The organism is bacterium (Candidatus Blackallbacteria) CG13_big_fil_rev_8_21_14_2_50_49_14 (genome assembly GCA_002783405.1).
In the GTDB taxonomy this organism is placed as follows: domain Bacteria; phylum Cyanobacteriota; class Sericytochromatia; order UBA7694; family UBA7694.
In genome coordinates this window covers 123,189-147,912 of sequence record PFGG01000075.1, presented here as the reverse complement: position 1 = coordinate 147,912, position 24,724 = coordinate 123,189, and the positions used below count along the sequence as shown (strand labels likewise).

The 24,724-nt window shown below is 48.4% G+C and carries 19 protein-coding genes and 1 pseudogene; 7 read left to right on the top strand and 13 right to left on the bottom strand.

What is annotated here, in order from left to right; translation table 11 throughout:
• Window positions 1-42 precede the first annotated feature (42 nt).
• Entirely contained in the window at window positions 43-354 is a 312-nt protein-coding gene (locus tag COW20_22035) for a hypothetical protein (protein PIW45038.1), read from the bottom strand.
• 82 nt (window positions 355-436) lie between these two features.
• Between COW20_22035 and COW20_22030 the strand changes: the two genes are divergently transcribed.
• Both COW20_22030 and COW20_22025 read left to right on the top strand, forming a co-directional pair.
• Window positions 437-1,498, top strand: a complete 1,062-nt coding sequence (locus tag COW20_22030; protein ID PIW45037.1) for a hypothetical protein — start codon at window positions 437-439, stop codon at window positions 1,496-1,498.
• On the top strand, window positions 1,477-2,238 hold the full coding sequence (locus tag COW20_22025) for a hypothetical protein (protein PIW45036.1): 762 nt from the start codon (window positions 1,477-1,479) through the stop codon (window positions 2,236-2,238). The genes COW20_22030 and COW20_22025 overlap by 22 nt, the downstream gene beginning before the upstream one ends.
• Window positions 2,239-2,244: 6 nt before the next feature.
• Here COW20_22025 and tatC read toward each other — a convergent pair whose 3' ends face one another.
• Entirely contained in the window at window positions 2,245-3,015 is a 771-nt protein-coding gene (gene tatC, locus COW20_22020) for a twin-arginine translocase subunit TatC (GenBank protein PIW45035.1), read from the bottom strand.
• Entirely contained in the window at window positions 3,012-3,782 is a 771-nt protein-coding gene (locus COW20_22015; GenBank protein PIW45034.1) for an rRNA methyltransferase, read from the bottom strand. The genes tatC and COW20_22015 overlap by 4 nt, the downstream gene beginning before the upstream one ends.
• Before the next feature lie 36 nt (window positions 3,783-3,818).
• Between COW20_22015 and COW20_22010 the strand changes: the two genes are divergently transcribed.
• The 4 genes from COW20_22010 to asnB all read left to right on the top strand — a co-directional run bounded on the left by COW20_22010 (window position 3,819) and on the right by asnB (window position 10,520).
• Entirely contained in the window at window positions 3,819-5,783 is a 1,965-nt protein-coding gene (locus COW20_22010) for a hypothetical protein (protein PIW45033.1), read from the top strand.
• An 8-nt stretch (window positions 5,784-5,791) separates the two neighbouring features.
• Window positions 5,792-6,577, top strand: coding sequence for a crotonase (locus tag COW20_22005; GenBank protein ID PIW45032.1), 786 nt, complete (start codon window positions 5,792-5,794; stop codon window positions 6,575-6,577).
• 65 nt (window positions 6,578-6,642) lie between these two features.
• The gene (locus tag COW20_22000) at window positions 6,643-8,232 is read left to right on the top strand and encodes a hypothetical protein (GenBank protein ID PIW45031.1); all 1,590 of its coding nucleotides are present in this window, start codon (window positions 6,643-6,645) and stop codon (window positions 8,230-8,232) included.
• A gap of 431 nt (window positions 8,233-8,663) precedes the next feature.
• Window positions 8,664-10,520, top strand: a complete 1,857-nt coding sequence (asnB, locus tag COW20_21995) for an asparagine synthase (glutamine-hydrolyzing) (protein PIW45030.1) — start codon at window positions 8,664-8,666, stop codon at window positions 10,518-10,520.
• A gap of 71 nt (window positions 10,521-10,591) precedes the next feature.
• Here asnB and COW20_21990 read toward each other — a convergent pair whose 3' ends face one another.
• From COW20_21990 to COW20_21945, 10 genes and pseudogenes are all read right to left on the bottom strand, one after another.
• Window positions 10,592-11,647 (bottom strand): hypothetical protein, encoded by a 1,056-nt coding sequence (locus COW20_21990; protein ID PIW45029.1) that lies wholly within the window; start codon window positions 11,645-11,647, stop codon window positions 10,592-10,594.
• Window positions 11,644-12,714 (bottom strand): UDP-N-acetylglucosamine 2-epimerase (non-hydrolyzing), encoded by a 1,071-nt coding sequence (locus COW20_21985; GenBank protein PIW45028.1) that lies wholly within the window; start codon window positions 12,712-12,714, stop codon window positions 11,644-11,646. Before COW20_21985 ends, COW20_21990 begins: the two co-directional genes overlap by 4 nt.
• A gap of 132 nt (window positions 12,715-12,846) precedes the next feature.
• Window positions 12,847-12,951, bottom strand: a pseudogene (locus COW20_21980) (endolytic peptidoglycan transglycosylase RlpA).
• 2,265 nt (window positions 12,952-15,216) lie between these two features.
• A complete protein-coding gene (locus COW20_21975; protein PIW45027.1) occupies window positions 15,217-16,953 on the bottom strand; it encodes a hypothetical protein in 1,737 nt (578 codons plus the stop codon).
• A 67-nt stretch (window positions 16,954-17,020) separates the two neighbouring features.
• Window positions 17,021-17,695, bottom strand: coding sequence for a thioredoxin (locus COW20_21970; GenBank protein PIW45026.1), 675 nt, complete (start codon window positions 17,693-17,695; stop codon window positions 17,021-17,023).
• The gene (locus tag COW20_21965; protein ID PIW45025.1) at window positions 17,644-18,792 is read right to left on the bottom strand and encodes a hypothetical protein; all 1,149 of its coding nucleotides are present in this window, start codon (window positions 18,790-18,792) and stop codon (window positions 17,644-17,646) included. The genes COW20_21970 and COW20_21965 overlap by 52 nt, the downstream gene beginning before the upstream one ends.
• A complete protein-coding gene (gene rimM, locus COW20_21960; protein PIW45024.1) occupies window positions 18,792-19,343 on the bottom strand; it encodes a 16S rRNA processing protein RimM in 552 nt (183 codons plus the stop codon). Before rimM ends, COW20_21965 begins: the two co-directional genes overlap by 1 nt.
• The gene (locus tag COW20_21955; protein PIW45023.1) at window positions 19,309-19,779 is read right to left on the bottom strand and encodes a hypothetical protein; all 471 of its coding nucleotides are present in this window, start codon (window positions 19,777-19,779) and stop codon (window positions 19,309-19,311) included. Before COW20_21955 ends, rimM begins: the two co-directional genes overlap by 35 nt.
• 80 nt (window positions 19,780-19,859) lie before the next feature.
• Window positions 19,860-20,891, bottom strand: coding sequence for a hydrogenase expression/formation protein HypE (gene hypE / locus COW20_21950; GenBank protein ID PIW45022.1), 1,032 nt, complete (start codon window positions 20,889-20,891; stop codon window positions 19,860-19,862).
• A gap of 2 nt (window positions 20,892-20,893) precedes the next feature.
• The gene (locus tag COW20_21945; GenBank protein PIW45021.1) at window positions 20,894-21,259 is read right to left on the bottom strand and encodes a hypothetical protein; all 366 of its coding nucleotides are present in this window, start codon (window positions 21,257-21,259) and stop codon (window positions 20,894-20,896) included.
• Window positions 21,260-21,395: 136 nt separating this feature from the next.
• Between COW20_21945 and COW20_21940 the strand changes: the two genes are divergently transcribed.
• Window positions 21,396-24,710 (top strand): hypothetical protein, encoded by a 3,315-nt coding sequence (locus tag COW20_21940; GenBank protein PIW45020.1) that lies wholly within the window; start codon window positions 21,396-21,398, stop codon window positions 24,708-24,710.
• Window positions 24,711-24,724: the final 14 nt, after the last annotated feature.

Genomic DNA, 24,724 nt, shown 5'->3' with positions numbered 1-24,724 from the left:
CTTTACCCCGTCTGTCCCTGTTTTATGATTCAAGCCCAAGTTTTAAGGATCTTTGTTTTCGTGAGGCGTTTTATTTTCAGTTTCGATCTTTGCAGTGTCTTCAGAGGCGGGGCGAATTCCATACGCTTGCTTCAAAATGCTCCAAAATCCTGTTGCGATTCCCAACAGGGTAAGGCTCAGCATGAAGAGCGGTTGGGTATGCAGGACTTTGTCCAGATACAATCCAAAAAAAAGACCAAAAATCATGGGTGAAACCATGCTAAAGGCCAAATCCAGACCGTGCCCCATCAATTGCTCCATTTTGTCAGAATTCCCGGGAATTGCCTGACTATCTGATTGACATCCCCTGCGCATTGTACCATCATGAGAAAGGTAAAAGAATAACCTCTTGAGCTAGAGAAAATCACACTTTATCCCTGACGATTGGAACCCTTACATGCGAATTTTTCTTGCCATCACAGCAAGCGTACTTTTAACATCATTTTATCTTCCTGCTTGGGCTCAACCCTATGAGCCTGTTCCCTCTCCAGATTTAAGCGATTACCCCGAAATTATTCCCTCTACCACCCCAAAACCCATTCAAAGCCCCAGTCCAACGCCCTTTCCTGTTTTTACACCCTTGCCCAGTTCAACCCCGACCTCTGGGCCTTTGAAATTGAGTTTAAAAGTAGAATTGCCTGATTTTACAGAAGGAGTGCGCAGTTCTTTGCGTATTTCGCTTGAAAATGCAGCTTCTCTTCCAGCTTCTGCTTTTCCTCTTGAAGGAGAGATCAGCTATGCCGATCTTGGCTATAATCAAATGCCTTTGTCTAAACAAAAGATACGCTTTAAAATCCCTGCCAGTGGTGTGACGCAAGCCGAGCTTATTTTTCAATCCCCTGGTCGCAAGGATTTACGCGTGCAGCTTCAATATCCGGGAGTTGCACCCCGCAATCTGCGGGTTTACAGCAAACCCTTTCCGGCGACGGTTTTTCCGCGTGAAACAGACTCTGATTTTGAGAAAAATCCCCAGGATTGGCATGTTTGGGTGAATATTTACCATTCTATGTCTGCGGATGCCCCTCAGCGTCAGTATTATCTGATCACCTATAAAGGTGAAATTGTTCAGCGTTTACTCACCTCCAGTGCGGCGCCTGGTAAAATTACACCCACAGGCCGTTTTAAGCTGGGGCCCAAAATCGCCTCGCCGAAATCGACGCTTTATGAATCGGTCATGCCCTTTTGGACCACCATTCTTGTGCCCAATTTCAGCTTTGAATATGGCAACCATGGGCTGGTTGGCGAATCCTATCTTTATTTATTGGGCACGCCCGCCTCTCATGGCTGTTTAAGACTCAGCAATAAATGGGTTCAGAAAGATGGGGAGTGGTTAAATATTGGGGGTGCCAAATGGGTTTTCAGCCATGTCCCTGTGGGCACACCGATTGAAATTTTTAAAAAGCCTGTTCAACCCTTTGTCTATGAAAATTATCAAAAATGGTTGGTACAGAAACACTGAAGCGTTCAATTTTGAAGGCCTCCCCAATTTGCAACCTGATTTTTCTCTGTCTCAGTTTCAGTTTTGGCTGCTCAGCTGCTCAAGCACAGACTTTTAAATCTGAAATTTGGCTGGCCAGTGAGTTTCAATTGACGCTGACTTCTGAGCCAGAAGCGAAGTTGGGTTGGCATGATTTCATTCCCGATCGCTTTCGTGTCTATACAGAGTTACAGGAGGGGCCTGTTTTTCCTGAAATGCACCAATTGCTGTGGCGTTTGGGGCCAATTTGGGAGGTTACTCCCAATTTCAGTGTGGCAACCCATTTCACCCAGGCTGCGAATCAGCGCTTGCCTGAGCATCAGTTTGTCGAAGAACATCGTTTGGAGTTCGAACCCCTCTTAAGAGGACGTTTGCTTCCCTGGTTGAGCTGGGCCAACCGTCAACGCCTTGAATACAGAATCCGATCTCAGGAACAGCGTTGGCGCTATCGCAACAGGTTGGCCTTTAGTTTTGATACGCCGGATCGGGTGTGGACGCCTTTTGTTTCGAGTGAGTTTTTCTTTGATTTAAATGAGGGGCTGAATCAAAACCGCAGTGTGGTGGGGGTTGCTTGGCAATTAAATCCCAGTATTCGCTTAAATTTTAATTATATGCTGCGTTTTGTGAAAGAACAGGATAATTGGAATCCAATACATGTTGCTTTTTTTTCGTTATCCTATCTGTCTCAGGAAAGTGGTATTTTTCAGATGTTGGCCGATTGAAGCCAATTATTTGACGTCTTCTTCTTCGAACGCCTCTTCTTTTGAGCCTGTTTTTCCATGTAAGCGTTCGGCAAAGCCCATCAGAATCAAGCCCAATTCAAACAGAAAAATCAGGGTTCCCCCCAGCAGGGACTGGGTCAGAATATCGACAGAGGGTGTAATCACTGCTGCCACGACAAAACTGCCAAAATAGACATATTTACGCCGCGTTTTTAATTGAATTTGTCTGACGACGCCCAGCAGAGCCAGAACCAGCATCAGAACAGGAACCTGAAAGAGCAGGCCGGTACCAAATAGTAGAGTGGTACTGAAATCAATATAACGTCCAATCGAGAGCATGGGCTGAATGCCTGGGGGAGTAAATCCAATCAGAAAACGCACCCCCAGAGGCAAGAGTGTGCCATAGGAGAACAGAACCCCTAAAACAAAAAGCACATAGCTCGCCAGGGTAACGGGTATCAGCAGCAGACGTTGACGGGGTGTAAAGGCGGGGCCAATAAACCAGAAAAATTCGCGCAGAATAACGGGCAGAGCCAGAAAAAGTCCCAGCAGAATGGAGAGGCGCAAGACGGCGCTGAGCCCTTCAGCAGGAGAAACTATCACGAAGCGCACATCGGGGATCTGGCCCATCAGGGTTTGTAAAAACCAACTGTGGTAATAGAATCCAACCATGGCCCCCACAAGAACTGCCACGGCAGAAATGACAAGTGCCCTGCGTAGTTCGGACAAATGCCCGATAAAACTCATTTCACGGGGATCATCGTGGGGCGTATTCATCGCTGTGTTTCCAAGGGGTATTGACGGCAATATTCATGCAGTAACATGGCGGCAGCAGTCACCACGTTCAGAGATTCAACCTGGGTGTGGATCGGAATCCGCACGCTCAGATCTGCAAGTTCAGCCAGTTCAGTTGGCAGACCAGGCCCTTCACTGCCCAAGAGCAGAGCTGTTTTTTCAGGAAAGGCAAGCGAAAAACTTGAGGCTTTTCCATGCGCATCTGTGGCGAGCAGTTGCCAGCCCTGTTCTTTCAATTGGAGCAGCTCTTTGCTGGAATCCAGGATCCGAATGGGCACACGCAGGGCTGAGCCCATGGCGCCCCGAATCACCTTGGGGTGAAACGGGTCAACTCCAGAACCCACCACCCAGACGCCGGTCAGATGCATGGCATCAGCCAAGCGCAGCAGTGCTCCCAGATTGCCCGGGTCTTGCAGGGGAGCAGTCACCAAAATACAAGGGTGGCAATGTTGGGGCGTGGGAATAGCCTGTTGCTTTGCGACCGCCAGATAATCAGGGGGTGAAGCAAGCGTGCTGGCCCAGGCCATGGCCTCTGCAGAAACTTCCAGACATTCAACTCCAGCAGCTGCCTCGGGGCGTGAAACCGAAGATAGATAAAGCACCTGAACCAGCGGCCAGTTGCTTTGTAACGCTTCTTCAACCAGATTTTGACCTTCAATCAGAAACTCATTCTGCTGATCGCGATGCTTTTTTTGGTGTAAGCTACGTATATATTTAATTTTTGGATTTGAACGGCTAGAAAGATACATCGTGCTTCATTGTACCCCAGGGCTGGAGAGGTGGCGATGCGATTAGTGCAAAGGTACTTCCTTGTTTTTACCCTTTTGGTGCTGACAGGATGGGTCAGTCTGCATCTGGGCTTTCTTCGGCTTGCTTATCCCGCCGTGCTGGTTTTGTTTTTGGCCTTTCCTTTATTTTTTTGGATGGGTTTTCGCTATCGCAAGCAGCAGCACACTGCTTTTGAAACTTGGGTGGCAAAGGATCTTTGGCCAAGACAAGGCTTTCAACCCCTGCGCTTACAGTATCTTTTACCCTTGGGCTTGCACTTGATGATTCTGGCCTGTCTGGTGATCGCTTTGGCCCGTCCTCAAGGACCACCTGTTTTGGCTGAAAGCCAGGATCAAGGAATTGATCTACTCATGGCGCTGGATATTTCAGACAGTAGCAAGGCTGCCGATCTGTATCCCAATCGCCTGGAAGCAGCCAAGCAGATGATTCGTCAGGTTTTGAGCCGTTTAAGCAATGATCGGGTGGGGCTGGCTGTTTTTTCAGGAGAAGCTTTTTCAGTGGTGCCCTTTACCAATGATTATGCAGCATTGGATACGCTTTTAACAGATATCGACCCAGCCATGTTGCCTTCACGGGGTACCAATATTCCTGCCTTGACCCAACTTGCCAAAGAGCGCTTTGAGCGCAGCTCTGAGCGTGGGAAAGTCTTGATCATCTTCAGTGATGGCGAAAACCATGAGGGCAATGCCGTTGAGGCCGTTAAAAAATTGCGTTCAGCCCGCACGCGAATTTTTACCGTGGGGGTGGGCACCACAGGCGGAGCGAGAATTCCTGAAGCCAATGACAATTGGGGCTCGGTCGGTTATAAACAATATCAGGGGGAACCCGTTGTCACCCGTCTCAATGAGGGGGTGCTGAAAAGCATGGCCAGCGCAGGCGGGGGGGCTTATGCGCATGTGGAACAACCTTTGCGGCTTTTGCGTGAATTGGACAGGGTGCGACGTGAGTTGCCGCTTGGAACGGGTTCAGGAACAGAACTGCGCAGCTATGAGGAACGCTTCCAATGGTATTTGGGGTTGGCTTTGCTTTTGTGGGGGTGGGAGTTCCTGCTTGCGAAAATAATAGAGCGATTGAAAGTTTTGAGTGTGGAGTGGTTTGAACGTATGTCTTCGCGATGGATTTTTCCCCGTCTTTTAAGGGGTGTTTTACGGCAGGGAATGGTTGTTGGCTGCTTTTTTCTTTTGCAAAGTGCTTGGATTTGGCCTTGGGCCCCCTTTCTGGCGGATCGTGCAGCTCAAAAAGCCTACCGTGAAAAAAAATACGAACAAAGTTTTCAGGCATTTGAACAGGGGATTCAAGCGGCTCCTTCTGAACCGCGTCTTTATTATAATAAGGGCAATGCGCTTTACCAGCAGAAAAAATATGATCAGGCCAGTGAGGCCTATCGCCGGGCCTTGAGTTTAGATGGCAATCCCCGTGAGCTGGCGCAAACCTGGTATAACCTGGGCAATAGCTATTACCGCCAGGGGCATCAGGGGGCTGATCCCCAACAGAATTGGCAGCAGGCCTTAGAGGCCTATCAAAAAGCTTTGGCCATCAACCCTGAGGACAGTCAGGCACAAGAGAACCGGGATTTCGTGCAGGCCCAGCTTCAGGCTTTGCAAGAACAAAATGCGAATCAGGGAACTCCTCAGCAAGAGCAGCAGGGCAAGAATCAGCAAAATAAGTCTTCAGGAAAACCCCAGCCCAAATCCTCTGCTCCGCCCAAAGGACAAGGCAGCTCCAAACCGCAAGAACAAGGACAATCAGGATCTCAGGCGCAAAATCAATTCAGTGATCAGGAAGTTCAAAAATTTCTGCAGTCGATGGAGGAAAATGAAAAAGAGAACCGCTCAAGACAGTTTTTTCAGCGTTTTCAATCCCAAGACAATGCGCTGACGCCTGAGGATTTGCTGACACGTCCGCTTGAAGACCTTGAAAAACTTTTGAATGCCAAAAAATCAGATCAAAAAGACTGGTAGGAAAGATCATGACAGAAGAACTCGTCACTTATACCCTGAAAGAAAAAGCCGCCTGGCTGACCCTTCAACGCCCCCAGCGTTTGAATGCCTTGAGCATTCCCTTGTTGGATGCGCTTTTAGCGGCGTTGCAAAAGGCGCAGGCAGATCATGCTGCACGGGTGGTGGTGATTACAGGAGCTGGCGAGAAATCTTTCTGTGCCGGTGCAGATATTGACAGCTTTTACAATGAAACCCAGGCCAGTATGGATGAACACGCCTTTCGTGAGCGTCTTTTGCAACTCTTTGAACTTTTGATGAAGCTCAATAAGCCCACGATTGCGCGGGTCAATGGTTTTGCCCTGGGAGGTGGGTTTGGTTTGGCTTTGGCCTGTGATTTAGTTGTGGCTTCTAAAAATGCAAGTTTTGGAACGCCTGAAATTCAGATTGGTCTGTTTCCGATGATGATCATGCCTGTTTTGTTTCGCAATATGAGCCGCAAAAAATTATTGGAAATGATCTTTACCGGTGACAAAATTTCTGCCCATGAAGCCGAACAATTGGGCATGATCAATTATGCTGTGCCTGCTGAAGAACTGGATCTCAAGGTGTCTGAATTGGTACAGAAACTCAGTACCAAAAGTGCCAAAACCTTACAGTTGGGGCGTGAAGCCTTTTATACCATGTCAGAAATGGATATTCACCAGGCGCTGCCTTATCTCAAGGGCATGCTTTCCCAAAATTTGCATACCCGCGATGCGCGTGAAGGGCTTCAAGCTTTTCTCGAAAAACGGCCAGCGGTTTGGCAGGACGCTTAGATCACCTCTGATATACTGATTATAGCGAAAACTTTTCCGATTTTTAGAAAAGGCAAGGGCAGATTATGGCAGAGCAGAAACGTCCTCCCCGTTCCCTGCGTGGAGATTCGGGGCCTCAGTATTATCGTGACTGGAGTGCTGCCGATGCGGTGATCTCTCAGGATTCCTATTCCTTGGGCGAGGACTTTGAAGAAGAGGTTTTGCTTGAGCCGCAGGAAATGCATATGGTAGAAGATCTTGAGAATTTAGAGGATCCTTCGCCACCTGTTCAAGGGCCTGTTTATGGTGATCTTCCGCCTTTGTCAGTGATTACACCTGCGGATCTTTCACCGGTCTCTGCCAAGCCTGTTGTCGAAGCCAAGCCCAAAGTACAGATTACCCGTGTCAATAAACCGAGTATTCAAAGGGCCCGTCGCTACAATGAACTGGCTGCTGAAGATGAAAAAAAGAAACGCGAGGAAGCTGCTGAGGCGGCCCGCCGACAGGCCGAACAACAGCCTGAAATGCCTTCACGCACACGAAGTTTAAATTCTGGCAACAGCCATAAAACCACTGAACTCAAGACCAATATCAAAGACATTGCCGAAAAAATCGATGAAACCGCTGAAAATGTGAAAACTGCGGCAGATTCAATTGGCGATAATATCCGTCAAATCGGGGATAAACTTTCTGCTTCTGTGGTGGGAGGGGTGAAAAAGGTCGGCAATCGCATGGTGGGCATGATCAACCGATGGGGGAAAAAATCTTCCTCACGCGCTGAAGAAATGGAAGATCAGGATTTTGAAGATGAACCTTTGCCCTCTCAGCCCCAGGCGCGCCCTGTGGGTTCTGTTCACTCTTCTTCACCGCCGCCAGCCCCTGTGGCTGCTGCGCCCGTTGCTGAGAGCAGTCTTTTGGATCAGGTGCCGCCTGTTCCCCCTGTTCAATATGGGCCTTTGCTGAAAGAGGGCATTGTCTTTTTGAGCTTTGAAAAGAACCCTCTTCCCTCTGAGGGTTCAGAGCACGATCTAGAGGCGCGCTTTTTACAGGAAGCGCTGGAAGATTTGCGTAAATGCATTAAAATGGTGCAAAAATTACCTGATCCCAAAGAAGGGCCGTACCGGGGCATTCCCATGGCCTATCTCTTTAAAAATAGTCGTGAGCAGGATGTTTATTTCTTTTTGCATTATGTTCAGGCGCATCCTGGGGCCTTTAAAGACAAGCAATTCAAATTTTCCGAGGCCTTTGCAAGCTGGGTTTTGAAGCGTTCGCATAAAACAGTGATTACAGAGCCTTTCCCAGAAGTTCCTGCGCTGAACTATTTCCCACTTTATAAACAGAATATTCGTTTTCTGACGGTTCAGAAAAAAGCGATGGTGCTCGCAACCGGTAAATCGCCAGAAGAAGTTGAGCGTTTGTTTATGGAAAAAGCAATGGAGGATGTGCGGGCCTGTATTGATTTGGTCGCCCAGTTTCCCGCTCCTTCACAAGGTCCTTATAAGGGCCGTCCCATGCGTCAGATTTTTCGCAATATCAGTGAAAGGGATATCTATTTTTTCTTACACTACATCAACAGCCAACCAGAAATTTTTCAGAATCAGAATTTTAAATTCTCCGAAGCGTTTGCCAGTTGGCTGTTGAAACGCTCTCATGAAACGGTTTTGCCCTCTGCATGAGGGAGGAAGTCTGTTCAGAGCTTCAAGTGTTTCAATGAAAGGGCTTATTCGCCTTTGACTTTGCCAATACGGGCTAGAAAAGTTGAGCCTGCTACCAGCGCAGTTAGAATCAGGGTGATAACCGTTGCAACAACAAAAGTACTTTCAGGGGTACCCATACATTTCAATCTCCAAAGTTTTTGACTGGTTTTGCTATCATCTTACCGCAGGAGTATCATGAATGTCAGTATTACAGAGCTAAAGGCATTTGCTTTCGAGATAAGAAGAAAAATTTTGCTTTGTTAAATCATATATCGAAGGGCCTGATTAGTATATTAAGGCGATTACTAAATTTATTTTTTATGAGAGTTTTAAAAGAACTGTAATAAAGCCATAAGTACCTATTGCAAAATAGAAAGCTTTTAAATTCAAGGATTATTGAGTAACTACGTATGTGTGGAATTGCCGGGGTTTTTAAATTAAATGGAGGTTCTATAGACCCTTCTCAATTGGAAATAATGGCTCTTGCTATACAACATCGAGGTCCTGATGATGATGGCCTTTATTTGAATGATTCAATTGGTTTGGCGCATAGACGGTTGTCTATTATTGATCTATCTGAGGCTGGACATCAGCCGATGTCTAGCGCCGATGGGCGTTATTGGATTGTTTATAACGGTGAAATCTATAATTATATAGAACTTAAACAAGATCTTAAAGAAAAAGGTTTTATTTTCCAAACAGAAACCGATACTGAAGTGATTTTGGCTGCCTATCAATTGTATGGTGCCGATTGTGTTAACCAATTTAATGGGATGTGGGCCTTTGCAATTTGGGATGAAAAACGTAAGCAATTATTTTGCAGTAGAGATCGTTTTGGAATTAAACCATTTTATTATTCCATATTAAATGGTTGTTTTTATTTCGCTTCAGAATTGAAAGCGATATGTGCCATAAAAGAATTGGATTTAAATATATCTAATGAATCTGTTTTTTTATATTTAAATCATAATTTTGCAAATTATCAAGATAAAACATTTATAAGAGAAATTTTTCAGTTAGAACCTGCTCATTCATTGGCGATTGATCGTGAAAATAAAAGAGTATGGCGTTATTGGGATTTAGCAACGGTCCAGGACATTGCTTTGAGTTATTCTGATCCTGTAGATGAATTTCGATTTCTGTTTGCTGATAGCATTCGTTTGAGAATGAGAAGTGATGTTCCCATTGGCACTTGTCTTAGTGGTGGATTAGATTCGTCATCCATTGTTTGTATGACGAACCAACTTTTGAGTAAAGAAAAAAAATCTTCTTTATATAAACAAGAGACATTTTCTGCTTGCTTTGAAGAAAATAATATTGATGAGCGTCCATTTATGGAGTTTGTTCTTAATAATACAGGAGCAAACAGAAATTTTGTATTTCCTGATGAAAATAGTTTGATGGAAGATCTTGAAAAACTTATTTACTATCAAGATGAACCTTTTGTTAGTTTAAGCATCTTTGCCCAGTGGATGGTTATGAAAACGGCTAAAAACAAGGGGATTACAGTATTGCTAGATGGCCAAGGAGCTGATGAAGTTCTTGCCGGTTATGGCTTTCATAGTTTTTTTTGGGCAGATTTATTGCGAGAAATGAATTGGAGCCGTTTGTATGGCGAGGTTGCTCCTGAAATATTCAGTGCTCCTCTGCAAACGATGAGACGCTTTGGGCGTATGTTTTTTCCTCGTTTGATTCATAATTGGGAAAGTAGAACCCTTATGAGGCCCTATCTCAATAAAGAGTTTCTTCAAATTTACAGCCAGAAGCGAGCTGAAAATTATAAATATTCTTATCCGAAAATTCTTAAAAATGAACTTTATAACCTGCTTGATTCAAGTCTTAGCCAATTATTAAGATATGAAGATAGAAATTCTATGGCTTTTTCATTAGAAGCAAGAGTTCCATTTCTTGACTATCGATTGGTGCAATTTGTTTTTTCCTTGCCTGAATTTTACTTAATTCAAAAAGGTTGGTCCAAGTGGATTTTGCGGCAGTCGATGGAAAGTATCTTGCCTTCTGAAATCCAATGGAGAAAAACTAAAATTGGGTTTGTGGTCCCACAACAAACTTGGCTAAGGCAAACACTTCAACCCTTTGTAAGAGAAATTTTGAACGATTCTCGTTTTCAACAGAGACATTATTGGAATGGAAAACGGGTACTTGAAGCTTATGAGCAATGGGTAAGTGGAAAATCTGACGATATATCTCAAATGATTTGGAAAATTATCAATTTAGAATTGTGGTTACGTAGATTTATAGATAGCTAAAACGTAATTTTAAATTTTCTGTGTGATCGATTTCAACTTTAAGTAATTTGAACAGAAAATTTTTTAACAGGTCAATCCATTCTTTTGGAGGAAAATCTATCTTGGGTTTGTAGAAGGATAGACAATAAATCAGAAGCTCTTTTATCCCAGCTATTCGAAGATAGAAAATTTTGAATAATATTACTTGAAATTTCATTTCTTTTGTCTCTGTCCTGTATAAGGTAGAGTGAGGCCTTATCAAACTCATTTGGAGCAGAGACTATGCCAAGATTGTTGTCTACAATAATTTTGGCTGTTTCAAGACAGGGAGTTGAAATGACGGGCAAACCCAAAGAAAAATAATCCATAAGTTTTACAGGGATGGCTAGATTATTATATGCAGTTTGTGGGCGAGGAATAAGAGCTGCAGCAATACGCGGTAAGTCATCTAGAATATCTTTTAGAACACCTCTGCGAATTTCAAGCCAAGGATAATTATCTTCGAGTTGTGTGGGTGTTAAGGCTAACAAACGTATGGAGGGTTGAACCCTGTAAATTTTTTCCATCGTTTCTTTTAAAAAAGACCAACCATTTTCTTGATTTAGATTTCCGGCAAAGAATAGGGTATCAAAAGGTCCTTGGTAAATACTTTTAACTAAGTTGGTCTGGGATGCTGGAGGCAAGAGCTGTTTATTTTTAAAATCAAAACAATCAGCTAAACTTTGTGTTGGAAAAAATAATATATCTGCAACTTGACGGTAGAACCATTGGGAAATGTACCAAGCCCAATTTAGAAGCAATTCCTTAAGATTTGTCACCGGACTGAGCCCAAATAGAGGATAGGCATCTCGAATATAAATCCCAATTGGAATTTTTGCTGATTTCAGTAGGAATAAAAGTAAGAGATCTATTTCCATACTGGTAGAGGTTGCCGCTTCCAGATAAACAGCATCAAATTTCTTAAGGTTGCCTTGTCTGATTAATTTAATCAGAGGGGCGCGACGGCTTTTTCTGGTTCCCGTAACAAAGGTTACTTCAGCGATTTGTTCTAATGCTTTCCAGAGAAACCAAGTGCGTATTTTGGGGGCTGAATCCAAGGTTTCGAGGGGATACTGGCCCAACATCAGAATATGAGGACGAGGGTTCATTTAGTGAGTATTGCTACAATTTTTTTTGAGGCTGTGCCGTCTCCATAGAGTTGAGGTGCTTGTGCCTCAGCACAGGAATTCATGAGGATTTTGGCCTTTGAAACAAGTTCTTCTGGATTATTTCCTATCAATTGATTCCATCCGCACTCTAGGGTTTCTACCCATTCAGTTTCTTTGCGTAGGGTCAGACAGGGAGTATTGGCATAAAGCGCTTCTTTTTGTAATCCGCCACTGTCTGTTATAACCAAGCTGGCTTGACTTTGGAGGGCTAGCATATCCAGATAGCCGAGGGGTTCAACTAAAAGTATTCCCTTAGGATGCCAATCAGGGTGTATGCTTTGAATTGCTTTTGAAGTACGGGGATGAACTGTAAACACCAGTTCTAAATCTTGAGCAAGCCGTTCCAACTGGTTTAACCAAAGTTTGAGGCGTTCTGGGGAGTCTGTGTTTTCGGCGCGGTGTAATGTCACGAGTCCATATTTTTTTGCTTTAATCTTTAATCTTCTGAGAATTTGAGATTTTTGTGCCAGCGCAGTAAAGGTTAAGACCGCGTCATACATGACATCACCTACGCAATGAACACCTTGTGTGATGCCTTCTTGGGCCAGCAATTCGATGGGTTTGGCGCTTGTTACAAATAAATAGTCTGAAAGATGATCGACCAGTACGCGATTAATTTCTTCGGGCATTTGGCGATTAAAAGAGCGCATTCCCGCTTCGACATGGGCAATGGGGATATGTAGTTTTGCAGCAGCCAAAGCGCCTGCCAGGGTTGAATTCGTATCTCCATAGACAAGTACACAGGTTGGCTTTTCATTGATTAACAGTGTTTCAATGGATTCCAACATGCGACCTGTCATGGCCCCATGAGATAACCCCCCAATGCCCAAATGATAAGCAGGAGGTTTTAAGCCCAGCTCATGAAAAAAAATATCCGACATATCTGCATCAAAATGCTGACCTGTATGAACCAGTATTTCTTGGACTCCAGCTTTTTCAAGCGCACTGGAGACTACAGCCGCTTTGATAAACTGGGGCCTGGCTCCGATGATCGTAAATATTTTCATTTGTGTTAACTTCAAACTATTTTAGCATACCCTTTAAAGTCTAATTTTAAATTCATTAGCAGGCAATTCCAAGAAAAAACCCCCTGCTTGAGGCAGGGGGCAAAGCTATGTACCTAGATTTTTTAAATCTTTTTAGCCGTAACCGCCGCGACGGATAACCGTTGGCGTGCTTTCAGGTCCTGGTTCAGGAGCTGGAGCCGGTGCGGGTGCGGGTGCGGGGGCTGGCTCAGGAGCTGGAGGTGCTTCACCTGTCAGATCCGTTAAGGCTTTTGCAAAGAAGGCTTTTAATTCGTCTTCTTTGTTTTCCATATCGCTCAGATTGTCGATCAGTTTATCCATATACTCTTGGTTATAGCTGACCAAGGAATCCAGCGCCTTATAATAGCGTTCGTTCAGCAGTTGAGCATATTGACTGAAGGCTCCTCCGCCCGTGTTCAAGGCACTTAAGGCATCGCGCGTAATTTGAATGGTTTCTTCACTGCTATACGCTGTTACTGCTACGCCTGAGTCAAGTCCGGAATCTGTTTCTGCCTGGGCAGCAGCCTCAAACTCCAGTTCCATGACCACATCGTTATAATCCCAATCGGTCATATTGCCGGGCAAATCTTCAAAGGAGACCCGCCATTTATTTTCACCGATTTGTTCAACTTTGGCATAGGCATGGCCGTTATAGTCTTCACTGTCTGTGCCATGGTCATAGCTGTAATTGCCCATTTTGGTGCGAATAAAGAAATCAAGGCGATCACCGGCACTCACATTCTTGGTGACGGTTGTGCCCGCACTGTTTTGGGCGTTTTTAGCGATTTCTTCATTCTGACCGTTTTTGCGCATATAGAGATCCGAAGGTAGGCCCGCGTCACCCTGTTTTACGGTGATTTTGATCTGGCCGTTGTCGGGAAGCACAATGCCGGTTTGGGACTCTGTGTTGCCCCCTGTGACCGTGGTTTCTTCTGTGGGCAGATCTTCACTTTGACCGTCAGCGGCTTCCACAATCACGGTTTTAATCGCGGTATCTGTGCCACCGGCATAGTTGCCAATTTTGACGGCAATATGGTGCACACCTACTCCCAATTTAGAGAGATCGAGATAGCTGCTGCCATGCATCAGGGGCCCTTCTTCTTTGGAACTCCAGAAGAGTACGCTTTCGGGCAGGAGCCCTTCGCGGGTGCTGATGGCTTGGGCAAAGAGGGCTGCTTTTTCGCCCTTCTTGATCACCATCGGTTCGCCATCAATCCGTTCAATTCGATCATATTGTGAGGCACGGGGATCGGGCTTGGTGCTGATCATGCCGCGCTCAACCATATAATTGGTCATGAACTCACGCAGATCGCCTCCGTTTTTGGCTTCTTCAGCCATGATCTGGAAGAGATAGGGGGTATAGCAGCCTTGGTTTCTAAAGTCGACCACTACCCGTGTCAGATCCACCAGATTGTTGCGGCCTTCAAAGCCTGTGGTTTCTAAGTTATTGGCGATATCGATATAGTTTTGCAGGCTGCCGCCATGGGCCAGGGTCATATAGACCTGAAAGGCATTTCCTTCATAGTCATTGGGGCTTTTATCCAAAATTTTGGAGCCAAAATCATAGAATTTATCCATGTCTTCATTGCGGAAGAGCACCAGGGTGCCCACTTCCAAAAAGCGGCGAAAATCATCGTAATCGCCTTTTTGCAGCACCTCGGTACTGGCATCCAGAAAATGGCTGAAGCTCTGTCCCCGTTGGCTGATATAGTAGGAAAGACGCAGGAACGAATCCAGGTCGGCTCCAGAAACAGCGGCAATATTGCTGCTGTTATAGTAGACATCGCCATTTTCACGTTGGTGAAAAATAGTGTCTTCATCGGGAGCAAACAAGGCTTGAAAGAAGGCGATGCCTTTTTCGAGCTGTTCGGGGGTTAAATTCTTCAGAACGCTTTCTACTTTTGCCACTGTTGAAGAGGGCAGGGCGTTGAGCAAGTCCACGACATTTTCGGCGACATCTGCATCGACTTGGCCCAAGAGCACCTGAATGCCGAGGGCGTCTTCCATGGGCAATTGCTGCAATACTTTTTGCATGAAAGGATGGGTTAAAAGATCCTGAATGCTTTGGGGGTTGTAAAAACCAGAGGAGGTGGGAATTGAAGAGGCCTCAGCGCCATTCATGGCTTGATTCAAGGCGCTGGATAATTCATTGAGCAGATTGTCCAAGCCAGTATTGACTGGCGCTTGGGTTTTATCTGTTTCATTTTCTTCTTTGGGCTGGTTGGCTTTAAAAGCCGCATCACGGAACAGGGAATTGGAAAGAAGCTGTTCTGCCAGCTGCTTGCTGATGCTGGCGTCTGCTCCACTCGCAAGGCGGTTGAAGTCCATAGGAAAACCTCTCTTTAATATCGGTCAGTTCATAGGGGGGTTATTAAAAAATAGAAGCCCGCGTATCAATCTTTTCCTGAAAAGGCTTGTTTCTCTTGTTTTATTTAACAGAAAACAAATAAATATTCAATATAATTTTATTAATCGTGGCTTGGTTTAAGGGGTTTCAAGGCGCAGTTCGGCTGTGATCTGCAGTTCTTGCGGTTTGCTCGGAGGCAGTTTGAGATGGGTATAAGAGGGGGTGCCTTTGGGCAGTGCTGCTTTGAAAAGCGGGAGGAAGGGATGTTGGGTTTCTGTTGCAATGGGCTCAAGCGAAACTGCAACCTCACTGTCACCCGTACTGGGTAGGTTCAACGGAAAAATCGTATTGGCCGGGGCGCTTTTGATAAAATCTTCGCCAGGAAAGGGATAGCCGGTTCGAAATCCTGAATAAAGAGACAAGTTGTCTTTTTGGGCGGGATTTGTAAAACGTCCGGTCGGCAGCCAGATTTCAGGAGAGCGTTGATAAAGTACCCAGCCTTGGTAAATCCAGCCTTCAGGTGGGCTTGAAAGCACAAGACCTGCTTCCAGCTCCTGAGAGAGCGGCAGACCTGTATTCTCTGTGATGCGTTTGGCGAACCAGATACCGCTGCTGCTGTATTCTGAGCGTGTATCTGTGGGGTTTGCCAGAATAAAGCTGCCCTCCTGCAGGTGGGAATAGCGCTCTTGGAAGGGCGGACGCAGAGTCCAGCTTCCCTGGCTGGAAGGTGTGCTGTTTTCCAAGAGTAAGGTGTTTGAGGGGGTTTGGGCCTGCGTGGTCTCAAGGGTGACAATCAGCTTGCTGATTTCAGCAATTTCCTGTTTTGAAAAACGAAAGACGGGTTCTGAAAGGCTTTGCGGTTGATTTTGCAGATCGAGTAGGGTCGAGCCTGTGGCGTGAAAACGCAAGAGCAGCCGGTATTCCTGTTTTTTATTGCTGGTCCACAGTGCGTAATGGGCATCAGGGGGGGGAGGTGGGAGCTCTTGCAGGGCATTCAGATACAGTCCATAAATTTCTGTATTTTGCTCGGGTAAGAGGGCGTCTGTTAGAATCGGGTAATTAAAGAATCGCCCTGTATCTTCAAGGCGCAGAACCCCTTGGTTGACGGCTTGAAGCAATTCTTTTTGTGAACGGATTCCCCGGGTGGGATCGCCTTCCGGGGTGACAATCTGATTCTCAGAGACCGCGCGGAAGACCTGGCGAATCGGGCTGTAGAGCAGATCTCCTGGCAAGGTATCAAAAATCGGGGCGGGATTGCTGGGCAGGTTGGTGCGATCGTGATTGCGTAAAAAATAAATCAGCCCCACGCCCAATTGATTATTGCTGGCAGAAAAGGGGACTGAACCCAAATCAACATACTGAATTTCCTGGTTATTGAGCCAGGCCTGTTTTATTTTGAGATTAACGGTGGGATCTCCTGTCTTGGAGACCAGGGGCAGATTCAGGACCTGTGTACTGGCTTCAATGCGAAACTGACTGGCGGCAATATCTTCTGAGGAACGGATGGTATTGGCCTGGTAGGTATCCGGTACGATTACTTTGTGAATGCGACGAAAGGGGCTTTCTTTTTCTGTTGGGCCAGGGGGGTTAAAAATCGGGAACTGGCCCAAGACGGGATTATTGTTGCTGAAGACAAATTCATAGACATCCAGCAGGTTGAGCGGGGTGGTCAGTTCGTTTGTGCAGCGGGGATCGGTGCCACAGGCATTCAGATCCAGATAGGCCAGACTGTTACCATCAAAAACTCCTGTTTTTGCGCTGATATCCTCAAGCGGAATCAAACGGCTTTGAAAACTGGTAGAATCAGGCAGATTGCCTGTATTGTCGGGCAGAATGGTTTCTTTGGGATTGGTATTGCTCACGGGCAGGGGCATGGTACACCCCAATAAGCCCAAGAGCACGAAAGTGGGGAGGCGTTTTAAACGCCTGCTGAAGCTTGGCCTAAACATTGCCAGCAGGAGGCAGTTTTTTGAGCAGGCCTTCGAAATAGTCAAGAATCTGGGGGCTGTCCCATTCGTAAGCTCCGATCACATGCTTGACCACTTTGCCATCGCCACCAATGATGAAGGTTTCGGGCACGCCGGTGGTGTGGTAAAGCTTTTTTGAGGTGTTTTGTTCTGAGTCGTTGAGAATGGGGAAGGTAAAGGCTTCTTTGTTTTTTTTCATAAACGCATCGACTGCGAGTTTTCCACCCTGGTCGAGACTGACGGCCAGAATTTCGAAGGGCTTGCCCTGCATTTTCTGGTAGAGGCGTTGCATGGAGGGCATTTCTTCTTTGCAGGGGTCGCACCAGGTGGCCCAGAAATTGAGAAAGACAATTTTTCCACGGTAGTTTGCCAAATTGACTTCTTGGCCGTCAAAACGTTTCAGTTTGAATTCGGGCGCTGTTTTGCCCTCTAAACTGCCAGCATCTATCGATTCTGCTGTAGCGGGTGCAGAGGGGGCTTCTGTCTTGCTGGCTGGTGGAGATTGTTTTAGTTTCATGGCGAAACCCACTCCCAAAGCCAGCAGTGCCAGAGAAATCAGGCTGTATTTGATCCATTGGGGGCTATTTTGAGATTGGCTCATGCTTGAGTCTCCATCCATTTGACAAACTTTTGCGCGGCTTGCTGCCATGACATATGCTTTTGCAGAAATTCACGGGCTTGCATGGCCTGGGCTTTGTAGACAAAATAATTGCGATACATCTCCCACATTGCATATTTTAACTGCTGGTAATCAGGTTCTGCCAGCAGATGCCCTTCTGCGCGGGCCTGTTTCAGGTGTCCGCCTAAAAACAGGTCGGGCACATCTGGGGGAATGGGTTCGAGTGTATAGTTCAGCCAGCAGGCGTGATCGGGCTGCAAATATTCATGAATTCCCCCCCAGCCGGTGGCAATCACAGGTACTTCACAGGCCAGGGCCTCTGAAATGGGCAAGCCCCAGCCTTCGCCACGGTGTGGCGCCAGTAAAACATTGGCGCTGCGATACAGCGCGGGCATATAGCTGTCGGCCACATTGCTGAGCAGATAAATATGCCCGTTCTGCTGGCCTTTGAATTCCTGATCTCTGAACGCTTTAATAAACTGGCGCACCTGATCCAGATCTTTGGGGGTGCTGTCGCGCAGATAACTGCGAATCACCAATTGCACGTCATCATGTTTTGCAAAGAGTTCAAGGAAGGCTTTCAGAACCAGATCCAGCCCTTTGCGGTAGGAGAGCTGGGCCATAAATAAAAAGGTAAAGCGCTGGGGCAGTACTTTTAAGCCGGGGCCGTCGGGGCTGAAATGTTCGCTGTCGACCCCTTCGGGGACCAAGCCCATCGGCACCTGCACCCCGGCCTGACGAAAATAGTTCTGATTGAATTGGGTGGGTACAATCAGGCCGTCCATGCGGTTGGCACCGCTTACAAAGTCTTTGAGCAAACTGTTGGTCTCAAAGACCGTGTGCCCAATCGCCTGAGCGCAGCCCTGGCGACCGAGAAATTCACTGGCAATGCTCCAATGCAAAAGACAGGCCTGGGAGCGTGGGAGCTCTGCCAGGGTTTTTTCCATCTGCTGAAGGTTCAGCAGATCCTGGCGGGATTCACCTGCATCAAAGCCACAGTTCCAGGTGAGGGGGTTTAAACCAATGGGGGTAACTTGAAGGGCCTGCAGGGCCAATAAAAAACGACGGGCTGCCGTGGCGTAACCGGATGCTCCATAAACCGGCCCCTGAAAAATAAGGGGCCGCATTACAGATCCAAAAGGCCTTCGATCAGACGGATGATCAGACGGCGCTCTGAGGCCTGGATTTCAGGAACCAGTGCTTTGACGAAGGGAACCAGATGGCGTTTGCCATCGGGGGTGCGCAATTCCAGCAGATCCTGATGGCCTTGAATCACCTGGCTGATTTCGCCCAAGGGCGTTCCCTCTTCAGAAAAGGCCGAATAACCAATTAAATCATCGACATAGAAGGTATCTTCGGGCAATTCAAAGGCTTGATCAGCGGGCACGCAGAGAAAGGGTTTGCCCAGGGCTTCAGCGCTGTTGCGGTCCTGGATTTGATCCAGCCAGACCAGCCATTGGTCCCCTTTTTGGGCCTGAACATCTTCAACCTGCATGCACTGGGGATTCTGAACGTCTTCAGTGGTGCTGAGAAAAACTTCTTCCAGCTCTAAAAAACGCTCAGGGAAGTCGCTGAGAGATTTAACTTTCAGCGCTCCCCTGATCCCATGAGCGGCAATAACTTTGCCAATCAGGATAAATCCGCTATTCTTGGCCGCGGATTTCGACAACAATTCCATCCTTGACGACTACCTCAGTATTGGACATCTTTTCATAGAGATTGTCTCCAACTTTCACGGTGACATAATTGTCAACGGTGGCCTGGAGGAACTCACTGTCCATTTCCAGTTGAGAGATCATGTTCAGACGTTGCAGCAGTTCAGCTTTTTGGGCATTGATCTGGTTGCGCTGTTGATCTACCTGAGCACCAATCTGGCGCTTGGCATCTTCTTTCTGGGGAATCTGGGGATCTTTGTCGATATCGGCCAGAGCGCGTTTGCCCTGGAATTCGAGTTGTTGCAGGGCCAAATCAAAATTTTGAAGGGCCTGCTGAATTTCTTTGGTAGCTTCGCTCTTGAATTTTTCAGTGACGATCGCTTTAATTGCGACGGGGCGTTTGAGTTGAATGGATTCCACGAAAACTCGTCCTTTCTCAGATAAACAAATAATTGCCAATGGTGGGCATTATAGCATGAGGTCTTCTTTCAGGCTGGGATAAATCGCAAAAGAGCAGCAAAGACCTGTGTTTGCGCCCCTCAGCAAATGCGTGGCAGCTGTTCTCCGCTGAGCAGGTCCAGGGTGCGGGTGGTGCCCCAGGGGCTTTTGAGATTCACTGTGGGCGTGGGGCTGGCCTGCGTGACGGCTCCAATCTGGGCCGCTTCGGAATTGAAATGCTTGAGAATCTGCAGGGCCGCTTCGGCCTGGGGGGCTGGCACGAAAGCAAGGAATTTCCCTTCATTGGCCAGGTAGAGCGGGTCAAAACCCAAAATTTCACAGACGGCCTGCACCTCTTCATGCAGGGGCAGACAGGTCTCTTCGAGTTGAAAGCTCAAGCCCGAAGCTTGGGCCAGTTCATGCAGTACAGAGGCTACGCCGCCTCGGGTCGGGTCGCGCAGGCAACGCAGCTCAATGCCAGCCTGCAGCAGGGCTTCGACCTCGGCGTGAACTGGAGCGCAGTCACTGAAAAGCGGGCCTTCCAGCTCCAGTTTTTGACGCTGAGCCAAAACGGCAAGACCGTGCCGGCCCAGATCGCCATTGATCAAAATCGCGTCCCCGGTCTGAATCCGTGAGGGGTGAGGGGGCGGGGTGCTGAGCAGGGTGCCCAGCCCTGTGGTGGTGATAAACAGGCCATCGCCTTTGCCGCGCTCAACGGTTTTGGTATCGCCCGTGACGATTTCTACCTGACAGCGCCCGGCGGCCTGCTGTATAGAGTGAAGAATGCGTTGCAACTGTTCCAAGGGCAGACCCTCTTCGAGAATCAGCGCCAGACTCAGCCAGCGGGGGCGCGCCCCGCACATGGCCAGATCATTGACGGTCCCAAAGACTGCCAATGAACCAATATCGCCCCCTGGAAACTCAAGCGGACTGACGACATAGCTGTCGGTGGTAAAAGCCAGCCCTTCAGCAAGCAGGGCGCCATCGTGGGGGGCCTTGAGCCAATCCGACTGCAGGGCCGGAAAAATCTGTTTCTGTAGCAGGTTCTGCATCAGACGGCCTCCGCCCCCATGGGCCAGTAAAACCTGTTCAGGGGCTTGGGGCAGCGGGCATTGAAGTTTAAAATCTGACATGGCTAGGGGCTGCAGGTGCGTTTGCAGGCTTCCTGGCGGCCCAATTGGCAGGCTTCTTTCCATTCTTTTTGGGCTTCAGGACAGCGTTTGAGCCCACTCAGCGCCAGGCCCCGGCCCTCATGAAACACGGCGGCGCGTGCCTTATCGTTACTGTCGCCCAAGGTCTTGAGGGCCTTGTCAAAATATTTCAGGGCCAGATCGGGGCGTTTCTGTTCCAGGGCATCCTGGGCGTTGATTTGCAGACTGAGCAGTTTATCGGCCTGCAGATTTTCGCTGCCCAACTTGCCAATCCAGAGATAGAGCAGCATCATGCCCGAAAAGATTATAAAAAGAATCAGGGCAAAAACTTTTGCAGTGGTGATTTTCATACCTCTATTGTGGTTCGAAGCGCCAGGAGTGGCAAGGGGCTTTCTGAAAAGAAGACTGCATCCGGTACCCTTGGGTCTGACTTCCACGGTATAATGCACGTTTGAGTTTTTGAATCAGAGAGAAGAGAAGTATGGCATGTCCTTACCCAGTCTGAGTGCTGCGGGCATTATTCAAAATTTTGGCAGCGTCTACGCCCAGCGTGGAGCGGCTTACCAAGAAGAAAAGCGCGTTGAAATCACCTCCCTTTTAGAGCGTTCCGGGGGCCTGGTCATTTCAGCCCAGGTACGCGGCAACCGCCACAAACCCTATCGGGTACGCCTGACGGTTTTGGCTGAATCCGAAGACCTCTGGCTGCAGGGGGATTGCTCCTGCCCGGTGGGCAGTGATTGCAAACATTGTGCGGCGGTGGCCTATGAATATCTGCGCAGTGATTTAAGCCGGCCCACCCAGAAAAGCGTGGGCCGTTCGCCGGTTGAGCGTTGGCTGGAAACCTTGTTGCAGTTAGATGCCTCCACCGGAAACGAAGTTAAAACGGTGGCGGGTGGCCCTTCCAACCTGCTCTATCTGCTCTCTTTAGATGCAGATAAGCTGGCCCAGGTCAGGGTCGTGCGCAGCCAGTTGTTGCGCAATGGTAGCTGGGGCAAACCCCGTTCTCAGGATTTATTGAGTTTGACCAGCAGTTCGCCCCCCGAGGGCGTTTTGCCAGAGGATCAGGAAATCGCCCGGCTTTTGCGGGCCGAGAGTTTTGGCCGGTTTGGTTCTTACCAGGGGTCTTCCAGCCAACCCCCGATTCCGCTCAACAGCAATCTGGGTTTTCTGGCCCTTGAAAAAATTCTGGCCACGGGCCGCTGCCATTGGGAAGAACCCCAGGGCAAAATTATTCTGGCGGGTGAACCGCGTGCTTTGGAAGTCAGCTGGGAAAGCACAGGCCGTGGTGAGCGCATGCGGGTGGTTTCTACCCCCCCCAGCACAGAGATTCTTTTGTCCCCCCGCTTGTTTTACTTCGATTTGGAACGGGGAGAGGTCGGGCTTTTGCAGTCTGAACTGGAGCCGCGCTTATTGGCGCATTTGCTCAAGGCCCCCGAAATTCCACGGGTGACCCTCGAATCGTTGGTGCCACGTTTGCATGAGCGTTTGCCCAAACTGCAACTGCCTCTGCCCAAGGGGCTGGAAATTCAACAGCGTGAAATTCAGGGGGTGCAGCCTGTGCCCCATCTCAGACTGACCCTGGCCGCTACGCCTGGCCTGGAAGAAGAACCTCAGCCTATTGCCCTGCTTGAGTTTGATTATGCCGGGGCCCGCATCAGCACTTCTGTGCAACGTGAAGTGCAGACCCTTTACCAGGCGGGCAGCCGCTTGCGGGTTTATCGCGATCTGGCCTTGGAGCAGGCCGCGATTGAATTTTTAACCCAGGATTTAAAGCTCAAGCCCCTGCCCTGGAAAGAAAGCCGTGCGGCAGAGCCCCCTCTGCGTTTTGGTTTTCTGGCTTCTTCATTAATGGAGCGGATTATGGACTGGGATCTGTTTCTGCGCGAGGGCCTGCCCCGTCTGAAAGAGGCAGGCTGGCAGATTCAGCGTGAAGAACAGTTTCTGCGCATTGACGAGGCCGAAGAATGGTTTGGTGAGTTGGGGCAACCCTCTGAAAACGGCTGGTTTGAGCTGAGTCTGGGGATTGAAATTCAAGGGGAGCAGATCAATCTGCTGCCGATTCTGGTCAGCTTGCTGCGCCAGGCCGAAAGCCCCCAGCAATTGCGTGAGGCCATGCTGGCCCAGTCCAGCGTGCTTTTGCCCCTGGGTGAGGCCCGTTGGGTGCGTGTGCCGGGAGAGCGCCTGCTGACCATTCTCGAAACCCTGATCGAACTCTATGACAAAGAACCCCTCAATGAAGAGGGCAAGCTTGAACTTTCTGAAAGTGAAAGTCTGCAACTGCATCAATTGCTCAATGACCCCGATCTGAACTGGCAGGGGGCGAACTATCTTCAGGAATTGAGCCGGAGTATTCAGGCCTTTGAAGGGATTCAGTCTGTGGCACCCCCTGCGGGTCTGCAAACCGAACTGCGCGCTTATCAGCAGGAGGGCCTGAACTGGTTACAGTTTTTGCGCTCCTTTGGCCTGGGCGGTGTGCTTGCCGATGATATGGGTTTGGGCAAAACCATTCAGGCTTTGGCGCATCTTTTGCTTGAAAAAGATGCAGGACGTTTGACGGGGCCTGCCCTGGTGGTGGTGCCAGCCAGCCTCTTGTTTAACTGGCAGCGTGAAGCCGCCCGCTTTGCCCCAGACCTGCGCTCCTTGGTTTTGCATGGCACGCAGCGTGGCGCGGATCTGGCGCGGATTGCCGAGCATGATCTGGTGATTACGACCTATGCCCTGGTACGCCAGGATTTGGCAGTACACAAACGCTTCAATTATCCCCTGATTCTTTTGGATGAAGCCCAGAATATTAAAAACCCCAGTTCAAAAACAGCCCAGGCGCTGTTTCAGCTTCAGGCCCAGCAGCGTTTGGCCCTGACGGGCACGCCGATGGAAAACCATTTGGCGGAACTCTGGTCGATTTACCGTTTCGTGATGCCTGGATTTTTGGGGCCATTGGACCGCTTTAACCGTTTGTTTCGCACGCCGATTGAAAAATTGGGCGATGCCCCCCGGCGCTTGCAGTTGCAGGATCGGATCCGCCCCTTTTTGTTGCGCCGCACCAAACAGGCGGTTTTGGACGACCTGCCTGAAAAAACCGAAATTATCCGCTATATTGCCCTCGAAGGCAAGCAGCGTGATCTCTATGAAACCCTGCGCGTTGCCATGGATGCCCGTGTGCGTGAAGAGGTGCAGAAACTGGGCTTGCAGCGCAGCCAGATAGCGATTCTCGATGCCCTGCTCAAGCTGCGTCAGCTCTGCTGTGACCCGCGTCTGCTGGCCATGCATGAGGCTCAGACCGTGCAAAAATCTGCCAAATTATTGGCCCTGATGGAAATGATTCCCGAAATCCTCGAAGAGGGTGGGCGCATTTTGATCTTTTCACAGTTTGTCAGCATGTTGCGTCTGATTGAAGCAGAATTGGAAAAACTGGGGATTGAATACGCTCTTTTGACCGGCGAAACCCGCAACCGTGAACGCGAAGTGGATCGTTTTCAGGCCGGTGAAGTGCCGATCTTTCTGATCAGCCTCAAGGCGGGGGGCGTAGGCCTCAATCTGACGGCTGCCGATACCGTGATTCACTATGACCCCTGGTGGAACCCGGCGGTTGAAAACCAGGCCACCGACCGGGCCTGGCGAATTGGCCAGGAGAAGCAGGTCTTTGTCTATAAACTGATTGCCGAAAAAACGGTTGAAGAAAAAATTCTGGCGCTGCAGGCCCGCAAACAGGCTTTGGTGGCGGGGATTTACTCTGAAACCGTTGAAGGGCAGCACAGTGTGAGTGCTGAAGACATGCTGGCCCTGCTCCAGGCTGATTAACCAGCAGGCCCACA